The sequence below is a fragment of the Rhodococcus sp. NPDC054953 genome, assembly GCF_053609225.1.
On record NZ_JBSGXD010000021.1, the window covers coordinates 24,979 to 48,253 of the forward strand.

At 70.7% G+C, this 23,275-nt stretch carries 22 protein-coding genes and 1 pseudogene; 11 read left to right on the forward strand and 12 right to left on the reverse strand.

The genetic code is table 11. From position 1 onward, the window contains the following. The first annotated feature begins 257 nt into the window (after positions 1–257). The 4 genes from ACWF62_RS14855 to ACWF62_RS14870 all read left to right on the forward strand — a co-directional run bounded on the left by ACWF62_RS14855 (position 258) and on the right by ACWF62_RS14870 (position 4,522). A complete protein-coding gene (locus ACWF62_RS14855; RefSeq protein ID WP_452630492.1) occupies positions 258–1,151 on the forward strand; it encodes a VTC domain-containing protein in 894 nt (297 codons plus the stop codon). Between the two features lie 36 nt (positions 1,152–1,187). Beyond that, positions 1,188–1,865, forward strand: coding sequence for a DUF4956 domain-containing protein (locus ACWF62_RS14860; protein WP_452630493.1), 678 nt, complete (start codon positions 1,188–1,190; stop codon positions 1,863–1,865). Then, a complete protein-coding gene (locus tag ACWF62_RS14865) occupies positions 1,865–3,430 on the forward strand; it encodes a CotH kinase family protein (RefSeq protein WP_452630494.1) in 1,566 nt (521 codons plus the stop codon). The genes ACWF62_RS14860 and ACWF62_RS14865 overlap by 1 nt, the downstream gene beginning before the upstream one ends. Positions 3,431–3,604: 174 nt before the next feature. After that, entirely contained in the window at positions 3,605–4,522 is a 918-nt protein-coding gene (locus ACWF62_RS14870) for a cutinase family protein (protein ID WP_378509293.1), read from the forward strand. Between the two features lie 10 nt (positions 4,523–4,532). Here ACWF62_RS14870 and ACWF62_RS14875 read toward each other — a convergent pair whose 3' ends face one another. Further along, positions 4,533–5,750 (reverse strand): oxygenase MpaB family protein, encoded by a 1,218-nt coding sequence (locus tag ACWF62_RS14875; RefSeq protein WP_452630495.1) that lies wholly within the window; start codon positions 5,748–5,750, stop codon positions 4,533–4,535. Between the two features lie 76 nt (positions 5,751–5,826). Here ACWF62_RS14875 and ACWF62_RS14880 point away from each other — a divergent pair, with 76 nt between their 5' ends. Continuing rightward, positions 5,827–6,504, forward strand: a complete 678-nt coding sequence (locus ACWF62_RS14880) for a TetR/AcrR family transcriptional regulator (RefSeq protein WP_452630497.1) — start codon at positions 5,827–5,829, stop codon at positions 6,502–6,504. On the opposite strand, the gene ACWF62_RS14885 is transcribed toward ACWF62_RS14880, so the two are convergent. The 7 genes from ACWF62_RS14885 to lysX form a co-directional block, all read right to left on the reverse strand. Beyond that, positions 6,458–7,063 carry a histidine phosphatase family protein gene (locus ACWF62_RS14885; protein ID WP_452630498.1) on the reverse strand — a complete coding sequence of 202 codons (606 nt, stop codon included), beginning with the start codon at positions 7,061–7,063 and terminating at the stop codon, positions 6,458–6,460. The two genes, ACWF62_RS14880 and ACWF62_RS14885, sit on opposite strands and share 47 nt — an antisense overlap. An 81-nt stretch (positions 7,064–7,144) precedes the next feature. Further along, complete coding sequence (locus ACWF62_RS14890; protein ID WP_452630499.1) at positions 7,145–7,924, reverse strand: ABC transporter permease; 780 nt, start codon at positions 7,922–7,924, stop codon at positions 7,145–7,147. Continuing rightward, complete coding sequence (locus ACWF62_RS14895; RefSeq protein ID WP_452630500.1) at positions 7,921–8,724, reverse strand: ABC transporter ATP-binding protein; 804 nt, start codon at positions 8,722–8,724, stop codon at positions 7,921–7,923. The genes ACWF62_RS14890 and ACWF62_RS14895 overlap by 4 nt, the downstream gene beginning before the upstream one ends. Then, positions 8,721–9,089, reverse strand: coding sequence for a DUF1048 domain-containing protein (locus tag ACWF62_RS14900; protein ID WP_452630502.1), 369 nt, complete (start codon positions 9,087–9,089; stop codon positions 8,721–8,723). The genes ACWF62_RS14895 and ACWF62_RS14900 overlap by 4 nt, the downstream gene beginning before the upstream one ends. Positions 9,090–9,091: 2 nt before the next feature. After that, positions 9,092–9,421, reverse strand: a complete 330-nt coding sequence (locus ACWF62_RS14905) for a PadR family transcriptional regulator (protein WP_378509286.1) — start codon at positions 9,419–9,421, stop codon at positions 9,092–9,094. Between the two features lie 73 nt (positions 9,422–9,494). Further along, a complete protein-coding gene (locus ACWF62_RS14910; protein ID WP_452630503.1) occupies positions 9,495–10,181 on the reverse strand; it encodes a DUF998 domain-containing protein in 687 nt (228 codons plus the stop codon). Beyond that, complete coding sequence (gene lysX / locus ACWF62_RS14915) at positions 10,178–13,510, reverse strand: bifunctional lysylphosphatidylglycerol synthetase/lysine--tRNA ligase LysX (RefSeq protein ID WP_452630504.1); 3,333 nt, start codon at positions 13,508–13,510, stop codon at positions 10,178–10,180. Before lysX ends, ACWF62_RS14910 begins: the two co-directional genes overlap by 4 nt. Before the next feature lie 67 nt (positions 13,511–13,577). Between lysX and ACWF62_RS14920 the strand changes: the two genes are divergently transcribed. From ACWF62_RS14920 to ACWF62_RS14930, 3 genes and pseudogenes are all read left to right on the forward strand, one after another. After that, positions 13,578–13,796 (forward strand): RNA-binding S4 domain-containing protein, encoded by a 219-nt coding sequence (locus ACWF62_RS14920; RefSeq protein ID WP_378509283.1) that lies wholly within the window; start codon positions 13,578–13,580, stop codon positions 13,794–13,796. Between the two features lie 182 nt (positions 13,797–13,978). Then, positions 13,979–15,409, forward strand: coding sequence for an alkaline phosphatase PhoX (locus tag ACWF62_RS14925; protein WP_452630505.1), 1,431 nt, complete (start codon positions 13,979–13,981; stop codon positions 15,407–15,409). A gap of 137 nt (positions 15,410–15,546) precedes the next feature. Continuing rightward, positions 15,547–15,982, forward strand: a pseudogene (locus ACWF62_RS14930) (L,D-transpeptidase); the annotation flags it as partial. 73 nt (positions 15,983–16,055) lie between these two features. Here ACWF62_RS14930 and rraA read toward each other — a convergent pair. The 4 genes from rraA to ACWF62_RS14950 form a co-directional block, all read right to left on the reverse strand. Next, complete coding sequence (gene rraA / locus ACWF62_RS14935) at positions 16,056–16,535, reverse strand: ribonuclease E activity regulator RraA (protein WP_378509281.1); 480 nt, start codon at positions 16,533–16,535, stop codon at positions 16,056–16,058. 38 nt (positions 16,536–16,573) lie between these two features. Next, a complete protein-coding gene (locus ACWF62_RS14940) occupies positions 16,574–16,966 on the reverse strand; it encodes a DUF5313 family protein (protein WP_378509280.1) in 393 nt (130 codons plus the stop codon). Positions 16,967–16,992: 26 nt separating this feature from the next. Continuing rightward, entirely contained in the window at positions 16,993–17,769 is a 777-nt protein-coding gene (locus ACWF62_RS14945; protein ID WP_378509279.1) for a MerR family transcriptional regulator, read from the reverse strand. 78 nt (positions 17,770–17,847) lie between these two features. Then, positions 17,848–19,335: an adenylate/guanylate cyclase domain-containing protein gene (locus ACWF62_RS14950; protein WP_452630506.1), complete on the reverse strand. Its 1,488-nt coding sequence runs from the start codon at positions 19,333–19,335 to the stop codon at positions 17,848–17,850. Between the two features lie 297 nt (positions 19,336–19,632). Here ACWF62_RS14950 and ACWF62_RS14955 point away from each other — a divergent pair, with 297 nt between their 5' ends. The 3 genes from ACWF62_RS14955 to ACWF62_RS14965 all read left to right on the forward strand — a co-directional run bounded on the left by ACWF62_RS14955 (position 19,633) and on the right by ACWF62_RS14965 (position 23,203). Further along, positions 19,633–20,826 (forward strand): insoluble domain protein, encoded by a 1,194-nt coding sequence (locus tag ACWF62_RS14955; RefSeq protein WP_378509277.1) that lies wholly within the window; start codon positions 19,633–19,635, stop codon positions 20,824–20,826. A gap of 64 nt (positions 20,827–20,890) precedes the next feature. Then, entirely contained in the window at positions 20,891–21,568 is a 678-nt protein-coding gene (locus tag ACWF62_RS14960; protein ID WP_378569572.1) for a hypothetical protein, read from the forward strand. Between the two features lie 81 nt (positions 21,569–21,649). Beyond that, the gene (locus ACWF62_RS14965; protein ID WP_378509275.1) at positions 21,650–23,203 is read left to right on the forward strand and encodes a succinic semialdehyde dehydrogenase; all 1,554 of its coding nucleotides are present in this window, start codon (positions 21,650–21,652) and stop codon (positions 23,201–23,203) included. Positions 23,204–23,275: the final 72 nt, after the last annotated feature.

Consider the following 23,275-nt stretch of genomic DNA (forward strand, 5'->3'; position numbering starts at 1 on the left):
CCCGGGGAGGGAGGGGGTGGGAACCTGGAATCTTGGGTGTGTTTTTCGTTCCTTTGGGGGCCCCCCTCAACACCGCCTGGCACCACCGGGGCGTTTCTCTTGGGTCCCCACGGTCGTCTCACGCCATGGCTTCGATTCGCCGCCCAGCATTGGCAGCGAACTGCCAGGTTCATCCCATGAAGCGACAAGGTGAAGCCGGTGTGATCGGTTGGTGAACGTCGTCCGACGTTCGACCGAGACCGAGGAAGGCCGATCCGATGGGACTGTTCGACCGTTTCCGCACCCCCTCCGCGGAGGGCAGGCACCGGACGGAGGATGTCCCCACCGATCCCACCGGTTACCAGCAGACCGCGAGCAGGCTGCACGCGTTCAACCGGTACGAGATCAAGTACTTCGTCGACGAGATGAAGGTGCCCGAACTGCGGGCCGAACTCGCCGCGCGGATGGACACCGACCCGTACTCGCCGCACGGCGGCTACCCGGTGACGTCGCTGTATTACGACACCCCCGATCTGCGGTTCTACTGGGAGAAGATCGAGGGCCTGAAGTTCCGGCGCAAGCTGCGGCTGCGGCTGTACGGCCCGCCTGCCGCGTGCACCGACGAGACCCCGGTTCAGATCGAGATCAAGCAGCGGGTCAACCGGGTGACCCAGAAGCGCCGGATCGCGTTGCCGTACGGGCTCGCTCAGCGCTGGCTGAACGGCCGCGAGGAGATCGACGGTGATCCGTCGCAGCGACCGTTCGTGAACGAGGTGACCACGCTGATCGGGAACCTCGATCTGCGTCCGACGGTGACCACCGGCTACCTGCGGGAGGCGTTCGTCGGCAGGGAGGCGGATCTCGGGCTGCGGGTCACGATCGATCACAAGGTGCACGGCCGGGATCGGGACTTCCATTTCGCCTCCGGTGCCGAGAACCGCTACATCATCCCACCGAAGCTGGCGATCGTCGAGCTCAAGGCGAACGAGCGGGTCCCCTACTGGGCGACGGATCTGACCGCGCGCCTGAACATGTCGGTGATCCGGGTGTCGAAGTATTGCCAGTCGGTGGAGGCCTTCGGGATGGCGCCGCGATCGCGGCACGGTGCGCCGGAGCTGGTGCTCCCGGACGGGTTCGACCGTCGGGTGCGGGCCGATCCGCTTCCTCTGTAACCCAGTGCGCTGCACGGAAAGCAAGACAGGAAACCCATGAATCTCAATCTCCAGGACCTCAGCGGTACCTTCAGCACATTCGACATCATCGTGTCGCTGTCACTGTCGTTCGTGCTGTCGGCGATCATCGGCTGGGTCTACCGGTACACCCACAAGAACGTGTCGTACAGCCAGTCGTACGTGCAGACGTTGGTGATGGTCGGCATGATCATCTCGCTGATCATGCTGGTCGTCGGCTCCAACATCGCCCGCGCCTTCGCTCTCGTCGGCGCACTGTCGGTGGTCCGATTCCGCAACGCCATCAAGGAAACCCGCGATGTCGGGTTCATCTTCCTGGTGATGGCGATCGGCATGACGACCGGCACCAGGTTCTATCTGCTGGCGATCGCCGCGACCGTCGCGATCTGCCTGGTGCTGCTGATCATGAACAGGTTCAGCTGGTTCAAGCTCGACGTGCAGCGCCAGGTGGTCAAGGTGCAGGTGCCGCCGGAGCAGGAGTACGCGGCCCTCGTCGACGACGTCCTCATTCGGTACTGCTCCGAGTTCGAGCTGGTGTCCACGGAGGCGGTCCGATCGGGTGCCCTGAACGAGATGTACTACACCGCCCAGCTGAAGAAGGGTCGCACGCCCGCAGAGCTGATCGCCGCCCTCGGCGCCGTCAACACCGGGCAGCGCGTGACCGTACTGACCGGATACGACCAGACGGACATCTGATGCCGCCGACGAACGCCGCCCGGCCTCCTGGTCCGAAACTCGGTCTCCGGCACCGGATCCCGACATCGCTCCGACAGCATTGGAAGTTGCTGGTGGTGTTCGTTGCGTTCGTGACCGTGATGGCCACCGTCTTCGGTGGCACCCGCATCCGACCGACGATCACCGGCGACGCCTCGGTGATCGCGTCCCCGATCACCGACAACATCATCGGCACGGTGAACCTGTTCGACGATGCCGTGACGCACCAGGTGTCCCTCGAGATCACCGATGCCGAGTACGACGACATGATCACCGAGTTCCAGACGACCGGGGACAAGAAGTGGGTCACCGCCGACCTCACGATGGACGGCACCTTCGTCAACGACGTGTCGATCCGGCTGAAGGGCAACTCCACCCTGATGGGGGTCAGCGGACGGGGCCCCGGCACCGACGGATTCGAACCGCCGGACGGCATGGGACCACCCGAGGGCATCGAGATCCCCGAGGGTGCCGACCCGATGGGCGCGATGGGTGAGCAGGCCTCGGAGGACGACCCGACCTCGCTGCCGCTGCTCATCAGCTTCGACGAGAACGAGGACGGGCGGGCCTACCAGGGCATGACGGAGCTGTCGGTCCGGCCCGGCTCCCCGGTGCTGAACGAGGCGATGTCGCTGTCGCTGACGGCCGGGACTGGGCAGCCGTCCCAGCGCTACGCGTACACGGTGTACTCGATCAACGACAGCGTCACCACCACCCGGCTGCTGCTCGAACACCCCGACGACACCTACGCCAACGCGCTGTTCGACTCGGACGGCTACCTGTACAAGGCGGATGCGAACTCCCGCTTCGAGTACGCGGGCGATGACCAGTCCGCCTACGCCGACCAGTTCAAGCAGATCAACGCCGTCGGCAGCGGGAACCTGCAGCCGATCATCGGCTTCCTGCGGTGGCTGGACACGGCGTCGGACGAGGAGTTCGACGCGCACCTGGCCGACTGGGTCGACGTCGACTCGTTCGCCCGGTACCTGGCAACCCAGAACCTGATCGTCAACGGCGACGACATGAGCGGGCCCGGGCAGAACTACTACCTCTGGTATGACCTCGACACCGGCAAGTTCACCGTCGTCTCGTGGGACCTCAACCTCGCGATGCAGGGGGACGCGACGGCCGGCCCGCACGACGAGGTTGCGTTGGCGATGGGGGCGGGCGGTCCGGGAGCAGGACCGGACGCCGGTGCGCCCGGTGCGGGCATGACCGCGCCGCAGGGCATGGCCGCGCCGAATGGCATGCCGCCGAGCGGCATGACCCCGCCGCAGGGCGGGCCGCCCGGGACGAGCAAGGACAACGCGATGAAGACCCGCTTCCTGGAGTCGGCCGCCTTCACCGCCGCGTACGAGGACGCCTACTGGGCGCTGTTCGACCAGATGTATGCGGGCGGGCTGGCCGCCGACCTCCTCGATCGGCTCGCGGTCACCGTCCCGGTCAGCGACGGGCTCACCGCGGAGGATCTGCGGGCCGACGTCGACGCGATGCGTACCTGGATCGACCGCCGCACCGCCGCGCTGACCGGGCAGCGCACCGGCTGAGCGACGCGCCCGGTTGCCTGCCCCGGAGGGCGCGCATGGTATTTGTGTTCCGCCTCGCCGACCAGCGGTCGGCCGGGGTAACGTTTCTTTACCGCTTGTGCATCTTTTCGACACATCCCGGTGCGACGATCGCGGCGTCGTTGTCGGGAGTGCAGGAAGTAAGGGGTTGGCTGAATGGGGCCGAGGAAGTTCGTGGCGATGGCATCGGCGGCCGTCGCGGCGGCAGCGGGGCTGCTGGTGGGGGCGGGTGCCGGTGCGGCACAGGCGGACCCGGCATGTCCCAGTCTCTACGTCGTCGCCATTCCCGGGACCTGGGAGACCGGCGTCACCCCCGACAAGCAGGCCGGTGGCGGCATGCTCGCCGACGTCACGAACCGGCTGCGCGGCGCGGACATCCGCACCGACTACGTGCGGTACGTCGCGACCGCCTTCCCGTGGGAGGGCGAGATGTACGGCGCGTCCAAGCAGCAGGCCACCGACTTCGCGCGCGGCATGCTCGAGGCGATGCAGGCCCGCTGCGCGGGCACCCGCTTCGGGATCATCGGCTACAGCCAGGGCGCCGACGCGGCCGGGGATCTGGCCAACGAGATCGGCACCGGGCTGAGCACCATCCGGCCGGAGCGCATCGCGGGCATCGGGCTGCTGTCCGACCCGAAGCGGTCCCCGACCGACGCGCTGATCGGCCCGAGCGTGCCGGGCGCCGGTGCGGGCGGGGCACGTCCCGGCGGCTTCGGCTGGGTCAGCGACCGCACCGTGACGTTCTGCGCGCCCGGTGACCTGTACTGCGCCACCGAGTCCGACGACTTCGTGACCCGGATGGCCGGCTTCGCCGCGACGAACGCGGACCCCGGCTCGTCCGATTCGCCGGACTACGTGCCGGAGGCCGGGGTGATCCTCGGTGATCTCGCCGGGGCGGGCGGCATGCCCACGCTGCGCGGCCAGTTGACCGAACGGGCGAACCTGGAGCGGGCGGCGGACCTGGCCCGGTTCTACGGTTCCGGCGCGCACCAGAACTACCAGGGCTATGCCGTCGACGCCGCGGGCACCACCCCGACGGCCTGGCTCGCCGGATGGCTGCGCGAGAAGGCCTGACGCCGACGGGTCATGCGGCGCGGTGGGTGATCCCCGTCGCCGCGTGACCGACGGTGGCGTCGCCGTCGACCATCGTGCGCATGAACGCGCGCTGCTGGGCGGCGCCGCGGGCCGCGGCACGGTCCCGTCCGCCGCGGCGCAGGGCAAGGACCGATCGAAAAGCGTTGAGCGGAAACCTGATCAGCGGGTACCAGGGCAGGGCCAGCGCCGGGAGGCCCAGGGTCCGCATCGCGCCGGGCCCGAGGAAGGCACTGGTGACCGACAGGTGCTGGGACCGCGCGATGCGTCTGCGCAGCGCAGGGAGGACGCGGTAGTTCCAGGACAGCGGGTCGTCGATCATCGGGACCGCGAGCTGGCGCGTGGTCTCGTCGGGTGTCGAGAGCGCGTACGAGGTGTGCAGCAGCACCCGCACCGCGTCCCGGAATCCGGTCGGCAGGAACTCGTCCTGCACCCCGATCAGCCACCCCACGTACCGCGTCAGGTGCGCGACGGCGTCGTACTCGGTGGGGCGGTACACCGTTCCCATCGCGATCGCGCCCATGCTGGGGGCGACGAGCGCGCCGACGACCGTCGCCGCCATGTCGGTCTGGTTGATCGGCAGCCCCCAGGCGCCGGGATCCCAGTCGGGGAGCGCCGCCACGTGCCGCCGGACCATCGCGTGGATCAGGCGCACCCGCAGCGTCGACCGGTAGCCCGCCCCGCCCGGCCGGAGCCCGTCCTCGCCGATCACGTCCAGCGCCCACTGGGAGGTCTCGGCGAACCGGGCGTTTGAGCCCTTCTCGAGGGCACCGGTGCGCAGCAGGGTCTGGTTGAATCCGGCGAACATGTAGCCGCCGAGCAGGGCGACGTCCCTGGCGATGTACAGCCCATCGGCGCCGCCGCTGCGCATCACCGCCGCGCCCAGCTCGATCGTCGGCCAGTCGACCCAGTCCGGGACCGCCTCGACCCCGGAGAAGAACGCGCGCAACGGTTCCGGCGCGTCCTCGATGGCGCCGATCCCCTCGGACAGGGCCCGCTCGAACAGCGGGCGCGCGGCGGACATCCCGGCCGCGTACATCCACTCGACCAGTCGGTCCGCGGGGGCGTCGCCGACCGTCAGGCAGTCGCCCATGCGGCGGAACTCGGCGGCATCGGGTCGTCGCAGTCCCAGCATCAGGCCGAACATCCGGATGCCGGGCGGGACGGTGCACGGTGCGTCCGGGTGACGGGTGGGCGGCGCGGACGTCATCGGGAGCCCTTCGATCGGCACGAGTTTTGGGCAACGCATGTTTTCCAAAACATAGGGCGACGGTAGAGTGCTGTCAATGGCACGGGGAGATGTGGTGCGGTCCTACGGCGGGGTCAGCGCGGACGACCGCCGCGCCGACCGGCGTCGCAAGCTGGTCGGCGCCGCCCGCCGGTCCTGGGGGCATGCGGGCCTCGGCGAGGTGACGGTGCGCGGGGTGTGCGCCGCGGCCGGTCTGCAGCCCCGCTACTTCTACGAGCAGTTCGCGAACCGTGATGCCCTCATCGTGGCGGTCGCCGACGAGGTGCGCGGCGAGCTGTTCGCCACCCTCGTCGACTCCAGTCGGGACGCCGACGGCACCCTCGAGGACAAGCTGCGCGCGGCGCTCTCGGCGTTCCTAGGCGCCATCGCCGCCGACCCCGACCTGCACCGCATCATGCGGACCGACCTCGCGGGCATACCCGGCCTGGAGAACCGCCGGGTGGACAGCCTGAACATCGTGGCGGACCTGATCCTGCAGTACGGCAGCGGAATCCCCGGTTTCGGGACGCCCGGCGGCGCCGACCCGCGGCGGTTCGCCCGGTTCGTCGCGGGCGGCGTCAATCACCTCGTCGAGAACTGGCTGGTGCATCCCGACGAATCACCCGAGGAACTCGCCGACGTGTGCACCCGGCTGTGTCTCGGTTTCGCGGGCAGGCCCGGTCGCCCGCTCAGCGGTAGCGGGGCAGCAGATCCCGCACGTGCCCCGTCTCGTTGACCGATGCCGGTCGGGCCTTGCCGTTGCGGGAAAACAGGATCCGGCTGACCGACGTGTAGTCGACCGGGAAGGTCAGCGGACGGTCCAGTCCGAGCAGGTGCTGCAGGTAGATGTTGATAACGCCGCCGTGCGCGACGACCGCGACGGTGTGCTCGTGGTCGGCGGCGGCGACGATCCGGCCCATCGCGGCGAGGACACGGGCACGGAAGGCGGGCTCGTCGACGAACCCGGGCAGGTGGCCCGCAAGGATCCGCGCGTACGCCTCGGGCGCCGCGGTCTTCGCCTCGTGGATCGGGATGTAGTGCGAGAGCTCGCTGTCGTACTCGGCGAGGCCGGGGTCGACGCCGACCTCGATCCCGAGCGTGCGGGCGAGCGGCGCGGCGGTCTGCCGGGCCCGCAGCTGCGGGCTGCTGATGATCCGGGCGACCGGATACGGCGCCAGCGCACCGGGCAGCCGCTCGGCCTGGGCCCGGCCCTCCGCGGTCAACGCCGGATCGGCGGGGCCGTCGACGGTGACGACGTGGTCGGGGAGGGCGTGGCGGATCAGGAGCAACTGCACCACCTCACCCTGTCATGCCCCGTGCCACCCGCCGCCGCGAAACGTCCCCCCGTGTCACGGGGGGACGTGCCGCGGGCCGGGTCAGGCGAACCGGCGCCGGTAGATCATCACCGCGGCGGCGTAGGCGACCACGAGGAGACCGCCGCACCAGGCGAGGGCGACCCAGACGTCGGAGCCGGCGGGGTGGCCGGCAAGCAGGCCGCGGATCGCGTCGACGATCGAGGTCACCGGCTGGTTGTCGGCGAGGGCCCGCACCGGTCCCGGCATCGAGTCGGTCGGGACGAAGGCGGAGCTGAGGAACGGCAGGAAGATCAGCGGGTAGGCGAACGCCCCCGCGCCGTCGACCGAACTCGCCGACAGGCCCGCGATCACCGCCAGCCAGGTCAGGGCCAGCGTGAACAACACCAGAATGCCCACAACCACAAGCCATTCGAGAAGGTTCGCCCCCGAGCGGAATCCCATCAGCAGCGCGCCACCGACCACGAGGACGAGCGCGCCCAGGTTCGCGACCAGCGAGGTGAGCACGTGCGACCACAGCACCGACGGCCGGGCGATCGGCATCGACTGGAACCGCTCGACGATGCCGCCCTGCAGATCATTGAAGAGCCGAACGGCGGTGTAGGCGACGCCCGAGGCGATCGTGATGAGCAGGATTCCGGGCAGCAGGTAGGTCGCGTACTCCCCGGTGCTCGTTCCGGTGCCGGAACCGGTATCGATGGCACCGCCGAAGACGTACACGAACAGGAGCATCATCGCCACCGGGGTGATGGCGGTCGTGATGACGGTGTCCGGGCTGCGGGTGATGTGCCGCAGGGATCGCCCGGTGAGGGCGGTGGTGTCGGCGAGAACGTGGGTGGTCATGACGGGTCCCTTCCGTCGGTGCCCGCCCGCGTGCCCGCGGGACGGCTGTCGGTGCCGACGAGGCTGAGGAAGACCTCCTCGAGGGTCGGCTGCTTCTCGACGTACTCGACCGTCGCGGGCGGTAGCAGCGCCTTCAGTTCGCCCAGCGTGCCGTCGACGGTGATCCGCCCCTGATGCAGGATCGCGATCCGGTCGGCGAGGTGTTCGGCCTCCTCGAGGTACTGCGTCGTCAGCAGCACCGTCGTGCCGTTCGCGGCGAGTTCCCGCACCGCCTGCCACACCTCGTTGCGGGCCTGCGGGTCGAGTCCCGTCGTCGGTTCGTCGAGGAACACGATGGGCGGGTCGCCGATCAGGCTCATCGCGATGTCGAGGCGTCTGCGCATGCCGCCGGAGTACGCGCCGACCTTTCGGTCGCACGCCTCGCTCAGGGAGAAGCGCGCGAGCAGACCGTCGGCGACCTTCGCGGGATCGGCCAGGTGCCGGAGCCGGGCGATCAGTACCAGATTCTCTCTGCCCGTGAGTATCTCGTCGACGGCGGCGAACTGTCCGGTGAGGCTGATGGATTCGCGCACCCGGTCCGGTTCGGTGCCGATGTCGCGCCCGTCGACTGTTGCGGTGCCCGCGTCGGCGCGGAGCAGGGTGGCCAGGATCTTGACCAGGGTGGTCTTGCCCGCGCCGTTCGACCCGAGCAGCGCGAAGATGCTTCCCCGCGCGACCTCAAGGTCGACGCCGCGCAGAACGTGCAGCTGGTCGTACGACTTCTCGACGCCGCGCACCCGGATGGCCGTGGGCGTGCTCATTGCTCGTCCTCCCGCTCGAGGTCCTCGATGGTCCGGGTGAGGCGGGTGCGCTCCTTGTCGATCCACCGCTTACCGGTGTAGGCCTGCGCGAACGTCTCGGCGAACTCGACCGGATCGTCGCCGACGATCGCCCGCACCGTGGTGCCATCGGCCGCGGCGCGTTCCCAGAGGTCGGCGGCGTCGACGTACATCGTGACGAGGGTGTCGCCATCGGTGACGCCCGCGTAGTAGGTCAAGTACCGCTCGAGCGCCTTCGCTGCCGCCGCGTACGGCTCGGGCAGCGCCTCGATCCGGGCCCGGTACTGCTTGAACTGCTTCTTCTGTTCGAGCGATCCGGTGATGCTCTCAATCCACTTCGCGGCCATGATCACTTCTCTCCTTCGTGGAGCTGCTCGATCCGTTCGGCGAGGAAGCTCCAGGTCCTCCAGAACTCGGTCAGTTGGTCTCGGCCCCTGTCGTTGAGGGTGTAGACCTTGCGCGGCGGCCCCTTCTCGGACGGAACCTTCTCCACGTCGACGAGGTCGCGCTGCTCGATCCGCACGAGCAGGGCGTAGATGGTGCCCTCCGCGATGTCCGCGAAGCCCTGATCGCGCAGTCGCGCGGTGATCTCGTATCCGTAGGCGGGTCGTACCGACAGGAGCGCGAGAACGATGCCCTCGAGGACTCCCTTGAGCATCTCGGTTGCCTGCTTGCCCATCGCACCTTCTCCAGTACTCGGTGTTGCTGACTACCGGTACAAAGTAACGCTGAGTAGTGGTACTTGGCAATACTTAGTAGCGAACTTTCTTGCGCTGCCACCACGCGACCGCCGCGGCGTAGGCGATCCACCCCGACACCGCAAGCAGCTGCAGCCGCTGCGCGTACCCGAGCAGCCAGACCTCGTCCCCGCGGCCGTCCGCCCGCACCGCCCACAGCGTCCACGCCAGCCCGGCGACGTACCCGACGACAATCGCGATGCCGGTCCAGCGCAGCCACCCCGGCCACCCGTAGCGATACGCGGCCAGGATGAACGCGAACACCGACACCGCAGCGGACGTCGCGGCAACGGTGCTCGTCGACGCGTGCAGCAGCCGGGCCTGGTCGTACACCCCGGCCGCCTCGAGTGCCGCGCATCGGGCGCTGGCATGCGCCGAACAGTGCAGCGGCATCCGCGAATCGGCGGCGGTCGCGATCCCGAATATCCCGAGCGCGACCCAGCCGGTGGTGGTGAGCGGCCGCCGCGGCAGCAGCGCGGCGGCCAGCAGTGCTGCGGTCAGCAGGATCGCGCCGGTCACCAGATCCGCCGTCCGGAACCAGAATCCGTACGGCTGGTCCAACGCGGCCAGCTCGCTGGTGTACGCGCGGGCCGGGTCGAGCCCGGTCGGCAGCACCAGTTCGAGCAGCCACGAGGTGTAGCTGACGGCGCCGACGGCAAGCAGCACCACGACAACGACCCGGACGCGGGCCGCGCCGGTCACTGCTTCGGCTTCGCGAGCGGGAATGCGAGGGTCTCGCGGATGCTGCCGCCGGTGATGAGCATGACCACCCGGTCCACCCCCATGCCGAGCCCGCCGGTCGGCGGCATCGCGTGCTCGAGGGCCTGCAGGAAGTCCTCGTCGAGTTCCATCGCCTCCTCGTCCCCGCCCGCCGCGAGCAGCGACTGTTCGGTCAGCCGGGCCCGCTGGTCGATCGGGTCGGTGAGTTCGCTGTACGCGGTGCCGAGTTCGACGCCCCACGCGACGAGATCCCACTTCGCGGCCACCCCAGGGATCGTCGGGTGCGGCCGGGTCAGCGGCGACATCGACGTCGGGAAGTTCGTGTAGAAGGTGGGGAACTCAGTGTGATCCTCGACGAGGTGCTCGTACATCTCCTGCGCCACCGCACCCTCGTCCCAGTCCGTCCGGTACGGGATCTCATGTCGGTCACACAGACGACGGAGATCGGAAAGCGGTGTCTCCGGACCGATTTCGACCCCGATTTGCTCCGACACCGCGCCGTGCATCGTCTTGACCGGCCACACCCCGGAGATGTCGACCTCGACCATCGCCCCGTCCGGCCCGGGTCGCAGGATGACCTCCCTGCCGTGCGCGGCGACCGCCGCCGCCTGGATCAGTTCCCGGCACAGCACCATCATCTTCTCGTAGTCGCTGTGCGCCTCGTACGCCTCGAGGATCGTGAACTCGGGATTGTGTTTGAAGTCGACCCCCTCGTTGCGGAACACCCGGCCGATCTCGAAGACCCGTTCCATCCCGGCGACGCACAGGCGCTTGAGGTACAGCTCCGGCGCGATCCGCAGGTACAGGTCCAGGTGGTAGGCGTTGATGTGGGTCAGGAACGGGGCCGCGTTGGCGCCGCCGTGCACCTGCTGCAGGATCGGCGTCTCCACCTCCAGGTACCGCCGTGCGGTGAGGGTGTCCCGCAGCGACCGCACCACCGCGCTGCGTGCCACCAACAGGTCCCTGGCCTCGGGATTGATCGCCAGGTCCAGGTACCGCTGCCGGACCCGGGTCTCGGGGTCGGACAGACCCTTCCACTTGTCCGGCAGCGGGTGCAGGCACTTGCCGTTCATCCGCCACTCCGCGGCGAGCAGTGACAGCTCACCGGTGCGGCTGCGGCCGGTCGTGCCGCTCACCTCGATCAGGTCGCCGAGGTCGAAGTCCGCAGTGAACTCGTCGAGCCGGTCGCCGACCGTGGCCCGGTCGAACAGCACCTGCAGATCCCCGGACCAGTCCCGGACCACCGCGAACGCGACCCCTCCGTACGGGCGGATCCGCTGCAGCCGACCGGCAATCCGGAGTCGGGTGCCGGCCGGGGACGCGGCGGCCGCCGCGACCGTGTGCGTCGGCGGGGACGCGACGGGATAGGCGTCCACGCCCTCGCCGGCGAGCCGGGCCAGCTTGGCCATCCGCACCCGCACCTGCTCCGGCCGTCGCGGCCCCGCCCCGGCGTTGGGGGCCGGTGCGGCGAGGGACGGGACACCGTCGGGCGCACTGCCGTCCGCGTGCAGCGTCCCGGAGCCCGCCACCGCGGCGGGGACCGCCTCGTGCACCCCGGTGTGCCTGCTCGCGTCGCGGCGGCGCAGGCTGGGCACGGCGAGGAACCCCTCGGCGATCGCGGACGCGACCCCCACCTTCGGCAGCACCCGGCGGTCCGCGAAGCACAGGTAGCGCGGCACCCAATCGGGTTGGTACTTCACGTTCGAGCGATACAGGGCCTCGAGCTGCCACCACTTGGACGCGAACATCAGCAGCGACCGCCACAGCCGCAGCACCGGTCCGGCACCGATCCGGGCGCCCTCCTCGAACACCGAGCGGAACACCGCGAAGTTCAATGAGATCCGGGTGATCCCGAACCGGTCACCGCCGGTGGCGAGGTCGGTGACCATCAGCTCCACCACCCCGTTGGGCGCCGTCGGATTCCGGCGCATCAGGTCGAGCGACACCCCACTGGCGCCCCACGGCACCAACGACAGCAGCCCGAGCGCCTCGTCGTCGGATCCGAGCGCCTCCACGAGCAGGCAGTCGCCGTCGGCGGGGTCACCGAGCCTGCCGAGGGCCATCGAGAACCCCCGTTCGGCATCGGTGTCCCGCCAGGCGTCGGCGAGGTCGATCACCCGGCGCATATCCTCGGGTGGAAGGTCCCGGTGTCGCCGGATCCGGACCGTGACGCCCTGCTTGCGGACCCGGTTCACGGCCTGACGCACCTGCCGCATGTCCCGGCCTGCGAGGTCGAAGTCGCGGGTACGGACGATCGCCTCGTCGCCGAGTTGCAGCACGGTCAACCCGGCCCTGGCGTATGCGGTGGCGCCGGCCTCGCTCGCCCCCATCACGGCGGGCGTCCAGCCGTAGGTCGAGGCGAGCGCGAGCCAGGCGTCGATGGCATGCGGCCACGCCTGCTCGTCGCCGATCGGGTCGCCGCTCGCCAGGCACACCCCGACCTCGACGCGGTAGGTGACGGCGGCCTTGCCCGACGGCGCGAACACCACCGCCTTGTCGCGTCGGGTCGCGAAGTAGCCGAGCGAGTCGTCCCCGCCGGAACCGGCAAGCAGTCCACGCAGCGCGGACTCGTCGTTGCCGGTGAGCGCGTTGGAGGCGCGCTGCGACCGGAACAGGACCAGCACCGCGGCGAGCAGCGCGACGGCCCCGAACAGGCCGAGCAGGGTGTTCACGAAACCGTGTGGGCGGCCGTCGAATTGCTCGTTGTCGAGCACCGCGAGCGCGGTGACCCGGTTGACCGACCACAGCAGGCGTTGATCCTGTGGGAGGCTGCCGGGGAACAGTTCCACCAGGCCCCACCCGAGCAGGGTGCCGACGGCGAGCCCGGCAACCAGCACCCCGAGTGCCTTCCACACCGCGCCCCGCCGCACCCGGGTGTAGAACTGCGGCCGCGCGGCGATCAGCACCGCGACCACCGCCACGTGCACGCCGCAGGCCACCCCGGCATTGATGTTGCGGTCGGCGACGGCCACCACGAGGTTCGCCAACCCGCTCAGGGACAGGTAGACCGTCAGCAACCACCACGCGATCCGCTTCCGGCTGGCGAGCGCCGCGGCAAGCAGTCCGAGCACCAGCGCCCACGCGACACTGGTGTCCGGTGCGTCGAAGTAGTACTCGTCGACGTACACGCGCACCGGATGGATCAGGTAGCGCAGCACCGGCGACAGGCTCCACAGGAACACCAGGACCGCGTAGACCCCGAGGGTGAGCCCGGCGATGTGCGGGACCCGGGTCAGCCGCGTTCCGGGCGGACCGGGCAGCACCCGCGCGGGCGTCGGAGTTGACGGTGCACCCACGGTGATCGGCGGCATCGTCCCAGTGTGAACGGTCCCGCGCCCGGGTGCCGGATGACATGGCCGGGTGCGCGAGAATGGGGTCATGTCCGCCGCCGAAGACGTCCCCATCCGCGACGAGGTCATCCGCCTCGGCCAGTTCCTCAAGCTCGCCAACCTGATCGAGTCCGGTGCGGAGGCGAAGGAGGTCATCGCCGACGGCCTGGTCACCGTCAACGGCGAGGTCGAGGTGCGCCGCGGCAGGCAGTTGCGGGCCGGTGACGTCGTCGAGATCGGTGGCATGCGGGCCCGCGTCGCGCACTGAGCCGCAACCCGACGGCTACCGTTTGGCGCGGCAACACTGTTGGCGGGCAGGCAGTTTCGGGATGGCCACCGGCGGCGGAAATTGTTCCGCGGTTCACCGGCCGGACACGCGGAATCCACCGGACCCGGTGCTCGGCCGCCTACCGTCCTGGCGTCCCAGCTCACCGACGGAGGTACCGCACCGTGTCCACCACACCGCTCAACCGTCGCTCGTTCCTCGGGCGCACCGCACTCACGGGGCTGGGGGTGGCGCTCGTGGGCAGCGTCGACACCCTGTTCCGGCCTGCCCTCGGATCGGCGGCCCCCGGCCCGCTGGTCGGCTACGGTCCGCTCGTGCCCGACCCCGCTGGGATCCTGGCGTTGCCGGTCGGATTCACCTACACGATCGTCGCCCGATCCGGGGAGACCCTGCTCGACGACGGCTCCCCGGTCCCGAGCGACCCCGACGCGAACGGTGTGTTCGCGCACGGCACCGGCACCGCGGTCGTTACCAACCACGAGATCGGCGGCGACGAGCCGTTCGGTGTTCCCGTCGTCGACGGCCTCACCTACGATCCCGGCGCGCGCGGCGGCACCACGACGACGATGATCGGTCCGAACGGGGAACGCCTCGGACAGTACGTCAGCGTCGCGGGCACGGTGAACAACTGCGCGGGCGGCATCACCCCCTGGGGCACCTGGCTGACCTGCGAGGAGACCGAGGACCGCGCCGGAAAGGACGGCGCGACCCTGGACCACGGCTACGTCTTCGAGGTCGACCCGGTCAGCAGGGACGCCAACATCGGCAAGAGCGGCATCCCGCTGAAGTTCCTCGGCAGGTTCGCGCACGAGGCGGTCGCGGTCGACCCCGGCAGCAACGCGATCTACCTCACCGAGGACGCGTCCAAGCCGAACGGGCTGTTCTTCCGGTGGACGCCGCCGCCGGGATTCGTCGGCGGCCGCGGCGCGCTGCACGCGCTCGCCCAGTCCGCGGGCGGCGACACCGCGGGCGGCTTCCAGGCGATGCGGTGCCTCGCCGACGGCGTCCATGTCCCGGACCTGTCCCAGGCGACCGTTCCCGGCGTCCGCTACCAGGTGCAGTGGGTCGACGTCCCGGACCGGGACGCGACGTCCACCTCGATCCGCAAGCAGCTCGCGAACGATCAGGTCACCCGCAGCCGCAAGCTCGAGGGCCAGTGGTGGGGCGACGGCGGCGCGTACTTCGTCGCCAGCTACGCCCGCACCTCCGACGGCAGCGCCGCCGAGCACGACGGTCAGGTGTGGTTCTATGACCCGGCCAGCGAGACGGTCGAACTGAAGACGCTGTTCGGGGTGAACCCGGATCCGTCCGTCGACACCGGCAACTACGACGGCCCCGACAACATCACCGTCTCGCCCTACGGCGGCGTGATCCTCGCCGAAGACGGCGACGGCATCAGCCACCTGATCGGCGTCGCCGAGGAGGGCGACCCGTTCCCGATGGCCCGAAACGACCTGAACGACAGCGAGTTCTGCGGGCCGGCCTTCAGCGCCGACGGGAAAACGCTGTACGCGAACATCCAGTCGCCGGGGCTGGTCCTCGCGATCCGCGGACCGTGGCGACGCGCGGCAGGCGGTTCGGTCTTCGGTTCGTAGTTCCGGCGGCCGGGGGCTGTTGTACGCCGTCCCGCGGTGCGACACTGGAGTGATCGGTCACGTCTGAAGGGTGGTGTGGCCATGAGAAGTTCACGCACAGTGCGCGCCGCGGTGGCGCCGATCGTGTTCGCGTCGGCCGCAGTTCTGTTGCTGCAGTGGGCGCTTACAGCTCCGGTGGCGTCGGCGCGGGTGACGTCCGCGGTCGCGAATGTGTCGACGCACACCTTCACGGTCGCCGCGAACGGCGAGGTCCGGACCATGCCCGCGTCGATGGGCAAGCCGGGGTACGAGACCCCGCTCGGCACGTTCGAGGTGCTGGAGAAGTTCCGGCACCTGGTGATGGACTCGTCCACGTATGGTGTCCCGATCGACTCGCCCGAGGGCTACCGGATCGACACGGAGTTCGCGGTCCGGCTCACCTGGGGTGGCATCTTCGTGCACTCCGCGCCGTGGTCCGTCGACTCCCAGGGGTATGAGAACGTCAGCCACGGGTGCATCAACCTCGGCCCGGAGGACGCGCGGTGGTTCTACGAGAACGTGCAGGTCGGGGACCTGGTCACGATCGTCGGCTGATCGTCGAACGGGCGGCTCCCGCGACCGTCACTGCGACGATGCCCCGGTAGCCGCCCGTTCGACGCGGCGCCGTTCAGTCCTCGGCACGGACCACGACGCCGTCGTGGTCGCTGTAGACCATCTCGCCGGGGTGGAAGGTGACACCGCCGAACGTCACCGGCACGTTCTTCTCCCCGGACCCGGTCTGGGTGCTCTTGCGCGGGTTGGTGCCCAGCGCCTTGATCCCGATCTCGAGGGTGCGCAGGATCGCCGAGTCCCGGACCGCGCCGTTGACGATCACGCCCGCCCAGCCGTTCGCGACGCCCTTGCCGCCGATGATGTCCCCGACCAGGGCGGTGTGCACGCTGGCATCGCCGTCGACGACCAGGACGCCGCCCTCGCCCGGCTCGCCGAGCGTCTGCTTGACCAGCAGGTTGTCCTGGAAGCACCTGATGGTGGTGATCCGTCCGGAGAACACCGCGTGACCGCCGAACTGGATGAACTGGGTGTCGCAACTGCGGATGTCGGGGCCGATCTCGTCGGCCAGGTCTGCGGTGGCTACCTGCTCGGTCATGTGCGTTTCCCTTCGTTGGCGGACACCGACGAGCGTAGTTACTCGCCGGTACCCCGGCCGTGCCGGGACTCGTAGTCGTCCCGGGTGCGGGCGGCCCGGCTGCGGGCCCGTTCCCCGAGCAGCTCGGGGTCGAGGCCGTGGCTGAGCAGGCGATGCCTGCGGTAGATGTTCATCAGCGCGATCGCGAAGTACAGCACCGGCAGCAGCAGCAACGCCATCATCGCCAGCGGAATCCAGCGCTCCCCGGGAATGAGCAGGTAGAACGCAACGAAGATCGGGATCAGCGGCAGCGTGAACCGCAGCACGTACCGCACCGACGAGCCCGGCCCCATCACGTCGTTGCGGACCCAGTCCTGCATCGAATCCGGCAGGGTGCGGCCGACCAGGTACCCGAGGTACTGGCCGAAGCTGGGGGTGCGGCGGTCGGACATGAGTACAGGGTAGGACGCCGCCCGGGTCAGGCGTGCCGGGCGGCGTTCGCGACGATCGCGTCGTGCACGTACTGCGCCAGCCCGGGCGCGACGTCGTCGTAGTGCTTCCGGAAGCGCTCATCGGCGACATACATCTGCGCCAGGCACACCTGCATCTCGTGAGAGCAGTCGTAGAACCGGTCGATGCCGGCCCGGTGCCGTTCGGCGAGCCCGGACGCGCGGTCCGAGTCGGCGGCGGCACCGTCCGCCAGGGCCGCGGCGAAGTCCGCCTCGATGGCGTCGGTCTCGGCCTTGATCGCCGTCCAGTCGTCCTTGGTGAACGCCGCCGTCCGCTGCCGCGACTGGGCCCAGGCGTCCGTATCGCCCCAGCGCTGCTCGGCCTCCGCCGCGTACTCCTCGCCCGGCCAGTCGTCACCGAAGACCTCGCGCTGCTCCTCGGGGGTCAGTTGAATTCCCATCTGCTTCGCCTCCATCATGTTCTCCACTGCTGCGACCATCCGATGCAAGCGATCGATCTTCTCCTCCAACAGCTTTCGCTGTCGCTGCAGGTGCGCCAGCGCATCCACCGACGGATCGTCGAGGAGGGTCGCGATCTCCTCAAGGGGGAATCCCAGTTCCCGGTAGGTCAGCACCCGATGCAGCCGCTCGACGTCGGCTGCCGAGTAGGTGCGGTAGCCGGACGGGGTGCGGCCGGACGGCCGGACCAGCCCGATCTCGTCGTAGTGGTGCAGGGTCCGCACGCTCACCCCGACCAGCCTCGCCACCTCCCCGACGGTCAGCCGGGATTCCCTGTTCTCGCTCACACCGGTCACCGTGCCGCCTCCCGTCGCGTGAGGGTCAAGCCCGCGTCCAGTGTGCACCGCGGACCGGGGGAGGGCCCGTCACCGGCCTGGTGGGAGCCGATCGGGGGGCGTGAACGGCCTCGCCGCGCGCAGCACCCGCGGGGCGCGGCGGGCCACGCTCAGCACCACCCGGTCGATCACGTGGAGGCTCAACGGTTTTCGATCGACGATGCCGGATCGGTCGCAGGTGTCCGCGAGCAGGAACAGTCGCCAGCGGCCGGGGACACCCTTGAGGTTGTGCTCGCCGCGGTCGACGAACACGAAGCCCGATCCGACGGCCAGATCGCGGACGGTGCGCGAGACATACACCTCCCCCGGACCGGCCGAGGCGCCGACACGGGCCCCGATGTGGACCGTCAGGCCGGTCACCTCGGTGCCGATGCCCTCCACCTCGCCGGTGTGCACCCCGGCTCGGACACCGAGCCCCAACTCGCGCGCCGCCCGGCACACCGTGCGTGCGCACCGGACCGCGGCGGCCGGGCCCTCGAACACGCTGAGCGTGCCGTCCCCGGCGACGTTGACCAGCAGCCCGCCCGCCCGCTCCACCTCGATCCGGACCTGCCGCTCGTACGCGGACCGCAGTGCGCGGTAGGGCCCGTCCCCGATTCGGGCCAGGGTCTCCGTCGAGCCGACCACATCGGTGAACAGCACCGTCGCGAGATAGCGTTCCGCGTTCACCGGGCGCCCGACCCCGGTCGCGATGTGCTCGATGTGGTCGAGCACCGGGATCCACGCCTCGCCCATCGAGGTGCCCGGCGGCAGCGGCGGCAGCACGTGCAGGGCGCCGTGCGGGATCGCCTCGGCCACCCGTCGCGAGGCCTCCAGCGGGACCGCGCTTCGCGCGGAATGCAGCACCCTGGTTGGGCACTGGATGGAGGACAGGGCGTCGAAATAGTCGATCCGGAACAGCCATTCGAGGTGCGCCCGTGCGGTGGCGGGCGTCGCGGAGCAGCGTTCGAGCAGTGCCATCAGCCGCCGGTTGAACGGCGAGTCCTGGGTGGGATCCCACATCGCGATGACCTGTCCGGATCCCCAGTTGTCGTAGACGGCGCGCCACCCGTCGACGAACCGGTCGCGGGCCTCCTCGGTCCACCCGCGCGGCAGGCCGTCGCCCTCACGGAGCGCGCCCTCGACGAACGGCTGCTGAAGCACCAGGCCCGCCGCCCGGTCCGGGTCGCGCGCCGCGATCAACGCCAGCGCGCCGCAGGTGCTGCCGATCCCGACCAGGGTCGCCCGCCGCATCCCGACCGCGTCCATCACCGCGAGCACGTCGTCGGCCTGCTGTTCGAGGGTGGGGACGTGGTCGACGGGGTCGGACAGCCCAAATCCGCGACGCTGGAAGTACACGAGCCGACAGAAGGTGGCCGCGCGCTCGAAGACGTAGTGGATGTGCGGATCGGTCCACATCAGGTCCGGGTGCAGGCCGATCTCCAGGAACAGCACGACGTCCGCGGGGCCCTCGCCCACGACCTGGTAGGCCAGCGCGTGCCCGTCACGCTCGACATACCTGGTCCCGGGTGGGTCCATGCGCCCCAGCGTAGTCGCGCCAGCGCACCCGTCGAAGACCGAACGGTCTGTTGGGGGTTGTCGGCACCGGCCCGGCGCCTCTATGCTCGCAGCGCTCGTGTCGCACCTACAGGGGGGTGGTCCGCGAGCGCATCAGTACACGTGTGGGGGCACGTCGCTACCGGCAGCCCTCACCGCATCAGGGGGAATTGTCTTGAGCTCGACTGCTTTCGGCGTGCGCACTCCGCGCCGCCCGCGTTCCCTCCCGCACCGGCGGCACGGTGCCGCCGGTGTTGCACCGATCGGAGGGACATCGACATGAGCCGCACCACATCGCAGGGTCCGCATCGCCGCCGCGCCGAACGTGTCGTGGTGGCCGGTGCGCTGCCCGTCGCCATCGCGATCGCCTGCGCTGGGGTCGCGGTCGCGGTCCCGGTCCAGCCCGGGGTCAGCGACACCCCGGACGCCCAGCCCGGCGTCGACGCCGAGCTCGCGCCGCCCGTCGTGGAAACGCCGCCCGCCGCCGCGCCGGTCCCCGAGGAGTCGAAGATGTACTGGGTCGCGCCGCCGGTCGAGTACGACAACGTGCCCACCCGGCCCGCCCCCACCCGGTACTACGAGGAGGAGCCGATCGCACCGGCGCGCGTGCAGCAGCTGCACCTGCCGGTCCCGGTCGCGCCGGTCGCGCCGATCGAGGCGCCCGCCGAGCGACTTCGACTCGGCGACTACATCGCCGACCGGCCGAACTGGCTCACCGAGGCGAACCTCGACCGGACCAACAACACCGCCGCCGCGTTCGAGGCGCAGGTCAACACGTTCTGGCAGTCGGTCGGCCTCGACGCCTCCCGCGCGGACCGGATCGGTGCCGCCACCGTCGGCGGCGCCGCGGTCGCCGGACTCGGCGCCGCCGCCGCGGCGGGCCTTCCTGCTGCGGTCGCGGGCGGACTGGTCGGTGGTGCGATCGGCGGCAACATCGGGGTGCCCGCAGGCGCCATCCCCGGGCAGGTGGTCCTGCCCGTGATCGGCCCGGTGGCGGGCGCCGTCGTCGGGGGCGCGGTCGGCACCGCGGCAGGAGCCGCGATCGGCGCCGCCGCCGTTGGCGTCCCGGTCGCCGTGGTGGCCGGCACCGCAGGCGCGCTGGTCGGCGGCGTCACCGGGGCCGCGTTCGGTGCCGGGGACACCCTCGCCGAGCCGATCGAGATGGAAATCCCGGACGCCCCGACCACCGATCCGGCCGCGGTCACGCAGGCGACCCGGGACACGGTCACCCGGGTGGAGTCGCTGCCGGGCGGCGACGCCGCGGTTGCCGCGGTGCGGGACGCCGTCGAGGTCGTGCCGCCGCAGGTCGCCGCCGCGGGCGCGGGCACCCGCGCCGCCGCGCTCGGCCTCCCCGGTGGCCCTGATCTGGTCCGGCGCGTCGAGGCTGCCGGGACGGCGGCGGCGGCCGCCGCCGCCCCGGTCTCCGGTCCGGTGGGGGAGGTGCTCGGCGCCGTCGCGGCCGGGCTGAGGTAGCACCACGGAGACGGGTGCGGCCGGGGTCGTCCGGCCCGCGTCCGCCGGGTGCGGCAGGAGGAGAGTGGGAACGCCGATGGATCCGTCGGAGGTGAGCGCGGGGGAGGGCGACCGTTCGTCGACGCAGGCGCCGGGGGTCGCCGCACCGGCGTGGTTGTCGCCGCCCCCGCCGTCGGCGTCCCCCCGCGCCGTCGACGCGGTCGAGGCGGAGGAACCGGCACCGGCCCGGCGGCGGTGGCGGCGCGGGGTCCTGCCCGTCACCGCCGCCGCCGTGCTCGTCGTTGGTGGGGTCGCCGCTGCCGGCCTGGCGCTGAACGCGGCGGACCGCTCGCCGCCCGGCACCGCGCCGGGCACCGCCGCCGCGGCACCGGACGAGCTCGCCTGGTGCGCGGGCCTCGGGGCGGGCCACCCGGCCGACCTCGACGCAGCCGATCCGGGGGAGGCGGCGATCGCCGGCTTCGAACGCGCCTACTACGTGCTGCGCGACGGCGCCCGCGCCCGCGAGCACGTCGCCCCCGACGCCCGGGTCGGGTCGGCGGAACAGATCGGCCGCGGCATCGCGGAGATCCCCGTCGGCACCACCCATTGCGTGCTGGTGAAGCGGGCCACCGACGGCGCATACGCCGTCGACGTGTTCGAACGCCGCCCCGACGGGAGCATCCAGCACTACCCGCAGACCGTGCTGACCGGGAGCACCCCGGACGGCACCCGGATCACCGCGATCACCCCGCGGGAGGGGTGACGGCGGACGCCCTGTGACGGCGGCCACGGACGCGGTAGGTTGTCTGTAACCGCCGAAACTACCAATCAGTAGGGGTACGAAATGCCTGCTCCGTCCGCCGCGACCTTCGAACGGCTCGCCACCCTCGTCGCCATCCCGGACGCCGCGGGCCGGCCAACCCGCCCGGTCGTCGAGGCGTTCACCGGGCGCGAGCTGGCCACCATCCCGATCGGCACCGCGCAGGACGCCGTCGACGCGATCGCGCGGGCCCGCGACGCCCAGCGGGACTGGGTCCGTCGCACCCCGGCCGAGCGGGCCGAGGTCTTCCACCGCTACCGCGACCTGGTGCTCGCCAACCGGGACGCGCTGCTGGACATGGCGCAGGCGGAGACCGGCAAGGCCCGCTCCTCGGCACTGGAGGAGGTCCTCGACATCGCGATGACCTCCCGCTTCTACGCGAAGCTCGCGCCGAAGGCGTTGAGGTCGACGCGCGTGCAGGGCATGCTGCCCGCCCTGACGAAGGCCGTGGTGCACCACCACGCGAAGGGTGTCGTCGGCGTCATCTCGCCGTGGAACTACCCGATGACCCTCGCCGTGTCCGACGCGATCGCCGCGCTGCTCGCCGGCAACGCCGTCGTCATCAAGCCGGACAGTCAGACCCCGTACTGCGCGCTGGCCTGCGTCGACCTGCTCTACCGCGCCGGCCTGCCGAGGGACCTGTTCGCGGTCGTCCCCGGGCCGGGATCCGTTGTTGGCACCGCCATCGTGGAGAACGCCGACTACCTGATGTTCACCGGCTCCACCGCCACCGGGCAGCTGCTCGCCGAGCAGGCCGGTCGCAGGCTGATCGGCTTCTCCGCGGAGCTGGGCGGCAAGAACCCGATGATCGTCGCCAAGGGCGCGAACCTGCGCGAGGTCACCGACGCCGCGGTGCGGGCCTGCTTCTCCAACTCCGGGCAGCTGTGCATCTCGATCGAGCGGATCTACGTCGAGCAGTCGATCGCCGCCGAGTTCACCCGACTGTTCGGTGAGCGGGTCCGGAAGATGACGCTGGCGCCGGGCTACGCGTTCGGGATCGAGATGGGCTCGTTGGTCTCCGAATCCCAGGTCAAAACCGTCTCCGGGCACGTCGACGACGCCGTCGCCAAGGGCGCGACCGTCGTCGCGGGCGGCAAGGCAAGGCCCGACCTCGGACCGCTGTTCTACGAGCCGACGGTGCTGACCGGCGTCACCGACGAGATGGAATGCGCCCGCACCGAGACGTTCGGTCCGCTGGTGTCGATCTACCCGGTCGCGGACGTCGAGGAGGCCATCGTGAAGGCCAACGACACCGAGTACGGGCTCAACGCCAGCGTGTGGGCGGGCACCAAGGCGGAGGGCGAGGCGATCGCCGCCCGGGTCCGCGCGGGCACCGTCAACGTCGACGAGGGGTATGCCCCGGCCTGGGGCAGCACCGCAGCCCCGATGGGTGGCATGGGGGTGTCCGGCGTCGGCAGGCGGCACGGCCTCGACGGGCTGCTCAAGTACACCGAGGCGCAGACCGTCGCAACCACCCGGGTGCTCAATCTCGGTGGGCCGCGCGGACTTCCGCCGAAGATCTGGGCGAAGGTGCTCGCCCCGTTCATCGCCGTGATGAGGTATCTCCCCGGGCGGTAACCCCTGAGCACTGCGGGACCGGCGGATCGCTGGTGAGATCGAGGGGGAGGGCGCGGTCGCGGCCTCCGGACC

Coding starts and splice junctions, on each gene's coding strand:
- ACWF62_RS14855 (WP_452630492.1), top strand. CDS start 258: ATGGGACTGTTCGACCGTTTCCGCACCCCCTCCGCGGAGGGCAGGCAC.
- ACWF62_RS14860 (WP_452630493.1), top strand. CDS start 1,188: ATGAATCTCAATCTCCAGGACCTCAGCGGTACCTTCAGCACATTCGAC.
- ACWF62_RS14865 (WP_452630494.1), top strand. CDS start 1,865: ATGCCGCCGACGAACGCCGCCCGGCCTCCTGGTCCGAAACTCGGTCTC.
- ACWF62_RS14870 (WP_378509293.1), top strand. CDS start 3,605: ATGGGGCCGAGGAAGTTCGTGGCGATGGCATCGGCGGCCGTCGCGGCG.
- ACWF62_RS14875 (WP_452630495.1), bottom strand. CDS start 5,750: ATGACGTCCGCGCCGCCCACCCGTCACCCGGACGCACCGTGCACCGTC.
- ACWF62_RS14880 (WP_452630497.1), top strand. CDS start 5,827: ATGGCACGGGGAGATGTGGTGCGGTCCTACGGCGGGGTCAGCGCGGAC.
- ACWF62_RS14890 (WP_452630499.1), bottom strand. CDS start 7,924: ATGACCACCCACGTTCTCGCCGACACCACCGCCCTCACCGGGCGATCC.
- ACWF62_RS14895 (WP_452630500.1), bottom strand. CDS start 8,724: ATGAGCACGCCCACGGCCATCCGGGTGCGCGGCGTCGAGAAGTCGTAC.
- ACWF62_RS14900 (WP_452630502.1), bottom strand. CDS start 9,089: ATGGCCGCGAAGTGGATTGAGAGCATCACCGGATCGCTCGAACAGAAG.
- ACWF62_RS14905 (WP_378509286.1), bottom strand. CDS start 9,421: ATGGGCAAGCAGGCAACCGAGATGCTCAAGGGAGTCCTCGAGGGCATC.
- lysX (WP_452630504.1), bottom strand. CDS start 13,510: ATGCCGCCGATCACCGTGGGTGCACCGTCAACTCCGACGCCCGCGCGG.
- ACWF62_RS14920 (WP_378509283.1), top strand. CDS start 13,578: ATGTCCGCCGCCGAAGACGTCCCCATCCGCGACGAGGTCATCCGCCTC.
- rraA (WP_378509281.1), bottom strand. CDS start 16,535: ATGACCGAGCAGGTAGCCACCGCAGACCTGGCCGACGAGATCGGCCCC.
- ACWF62_RS14940 (WP_378509280.1), bottom strand. CDS start 16,966: ATGTCCGACCGCCGCACCCCCAGCTTCGGCCAGTACCTCGGGTACCTG.
- ACWF62_RS14950 (WP_452630506.1), bottom strand. CDS start 19,335: ATGGACCCACCCGGGACCAGGTATGTCGAGCGTGACGGGCACGCGCTG.
- ACWF62_RS14955 (WP_378509277.1), top strand. CDS start 19,633: ATGAGCCGCACCACATCGCAGGGTCCGCATCGCCGCCGCGCCGAACGT.
- ACWF62_RS14965 (WP_378509275.1), top strand. CDS start 21,650: ATGCCTGCTCCGTCCGCCGCGACCTTCGAACGGCTCGCCACCCTCGTC.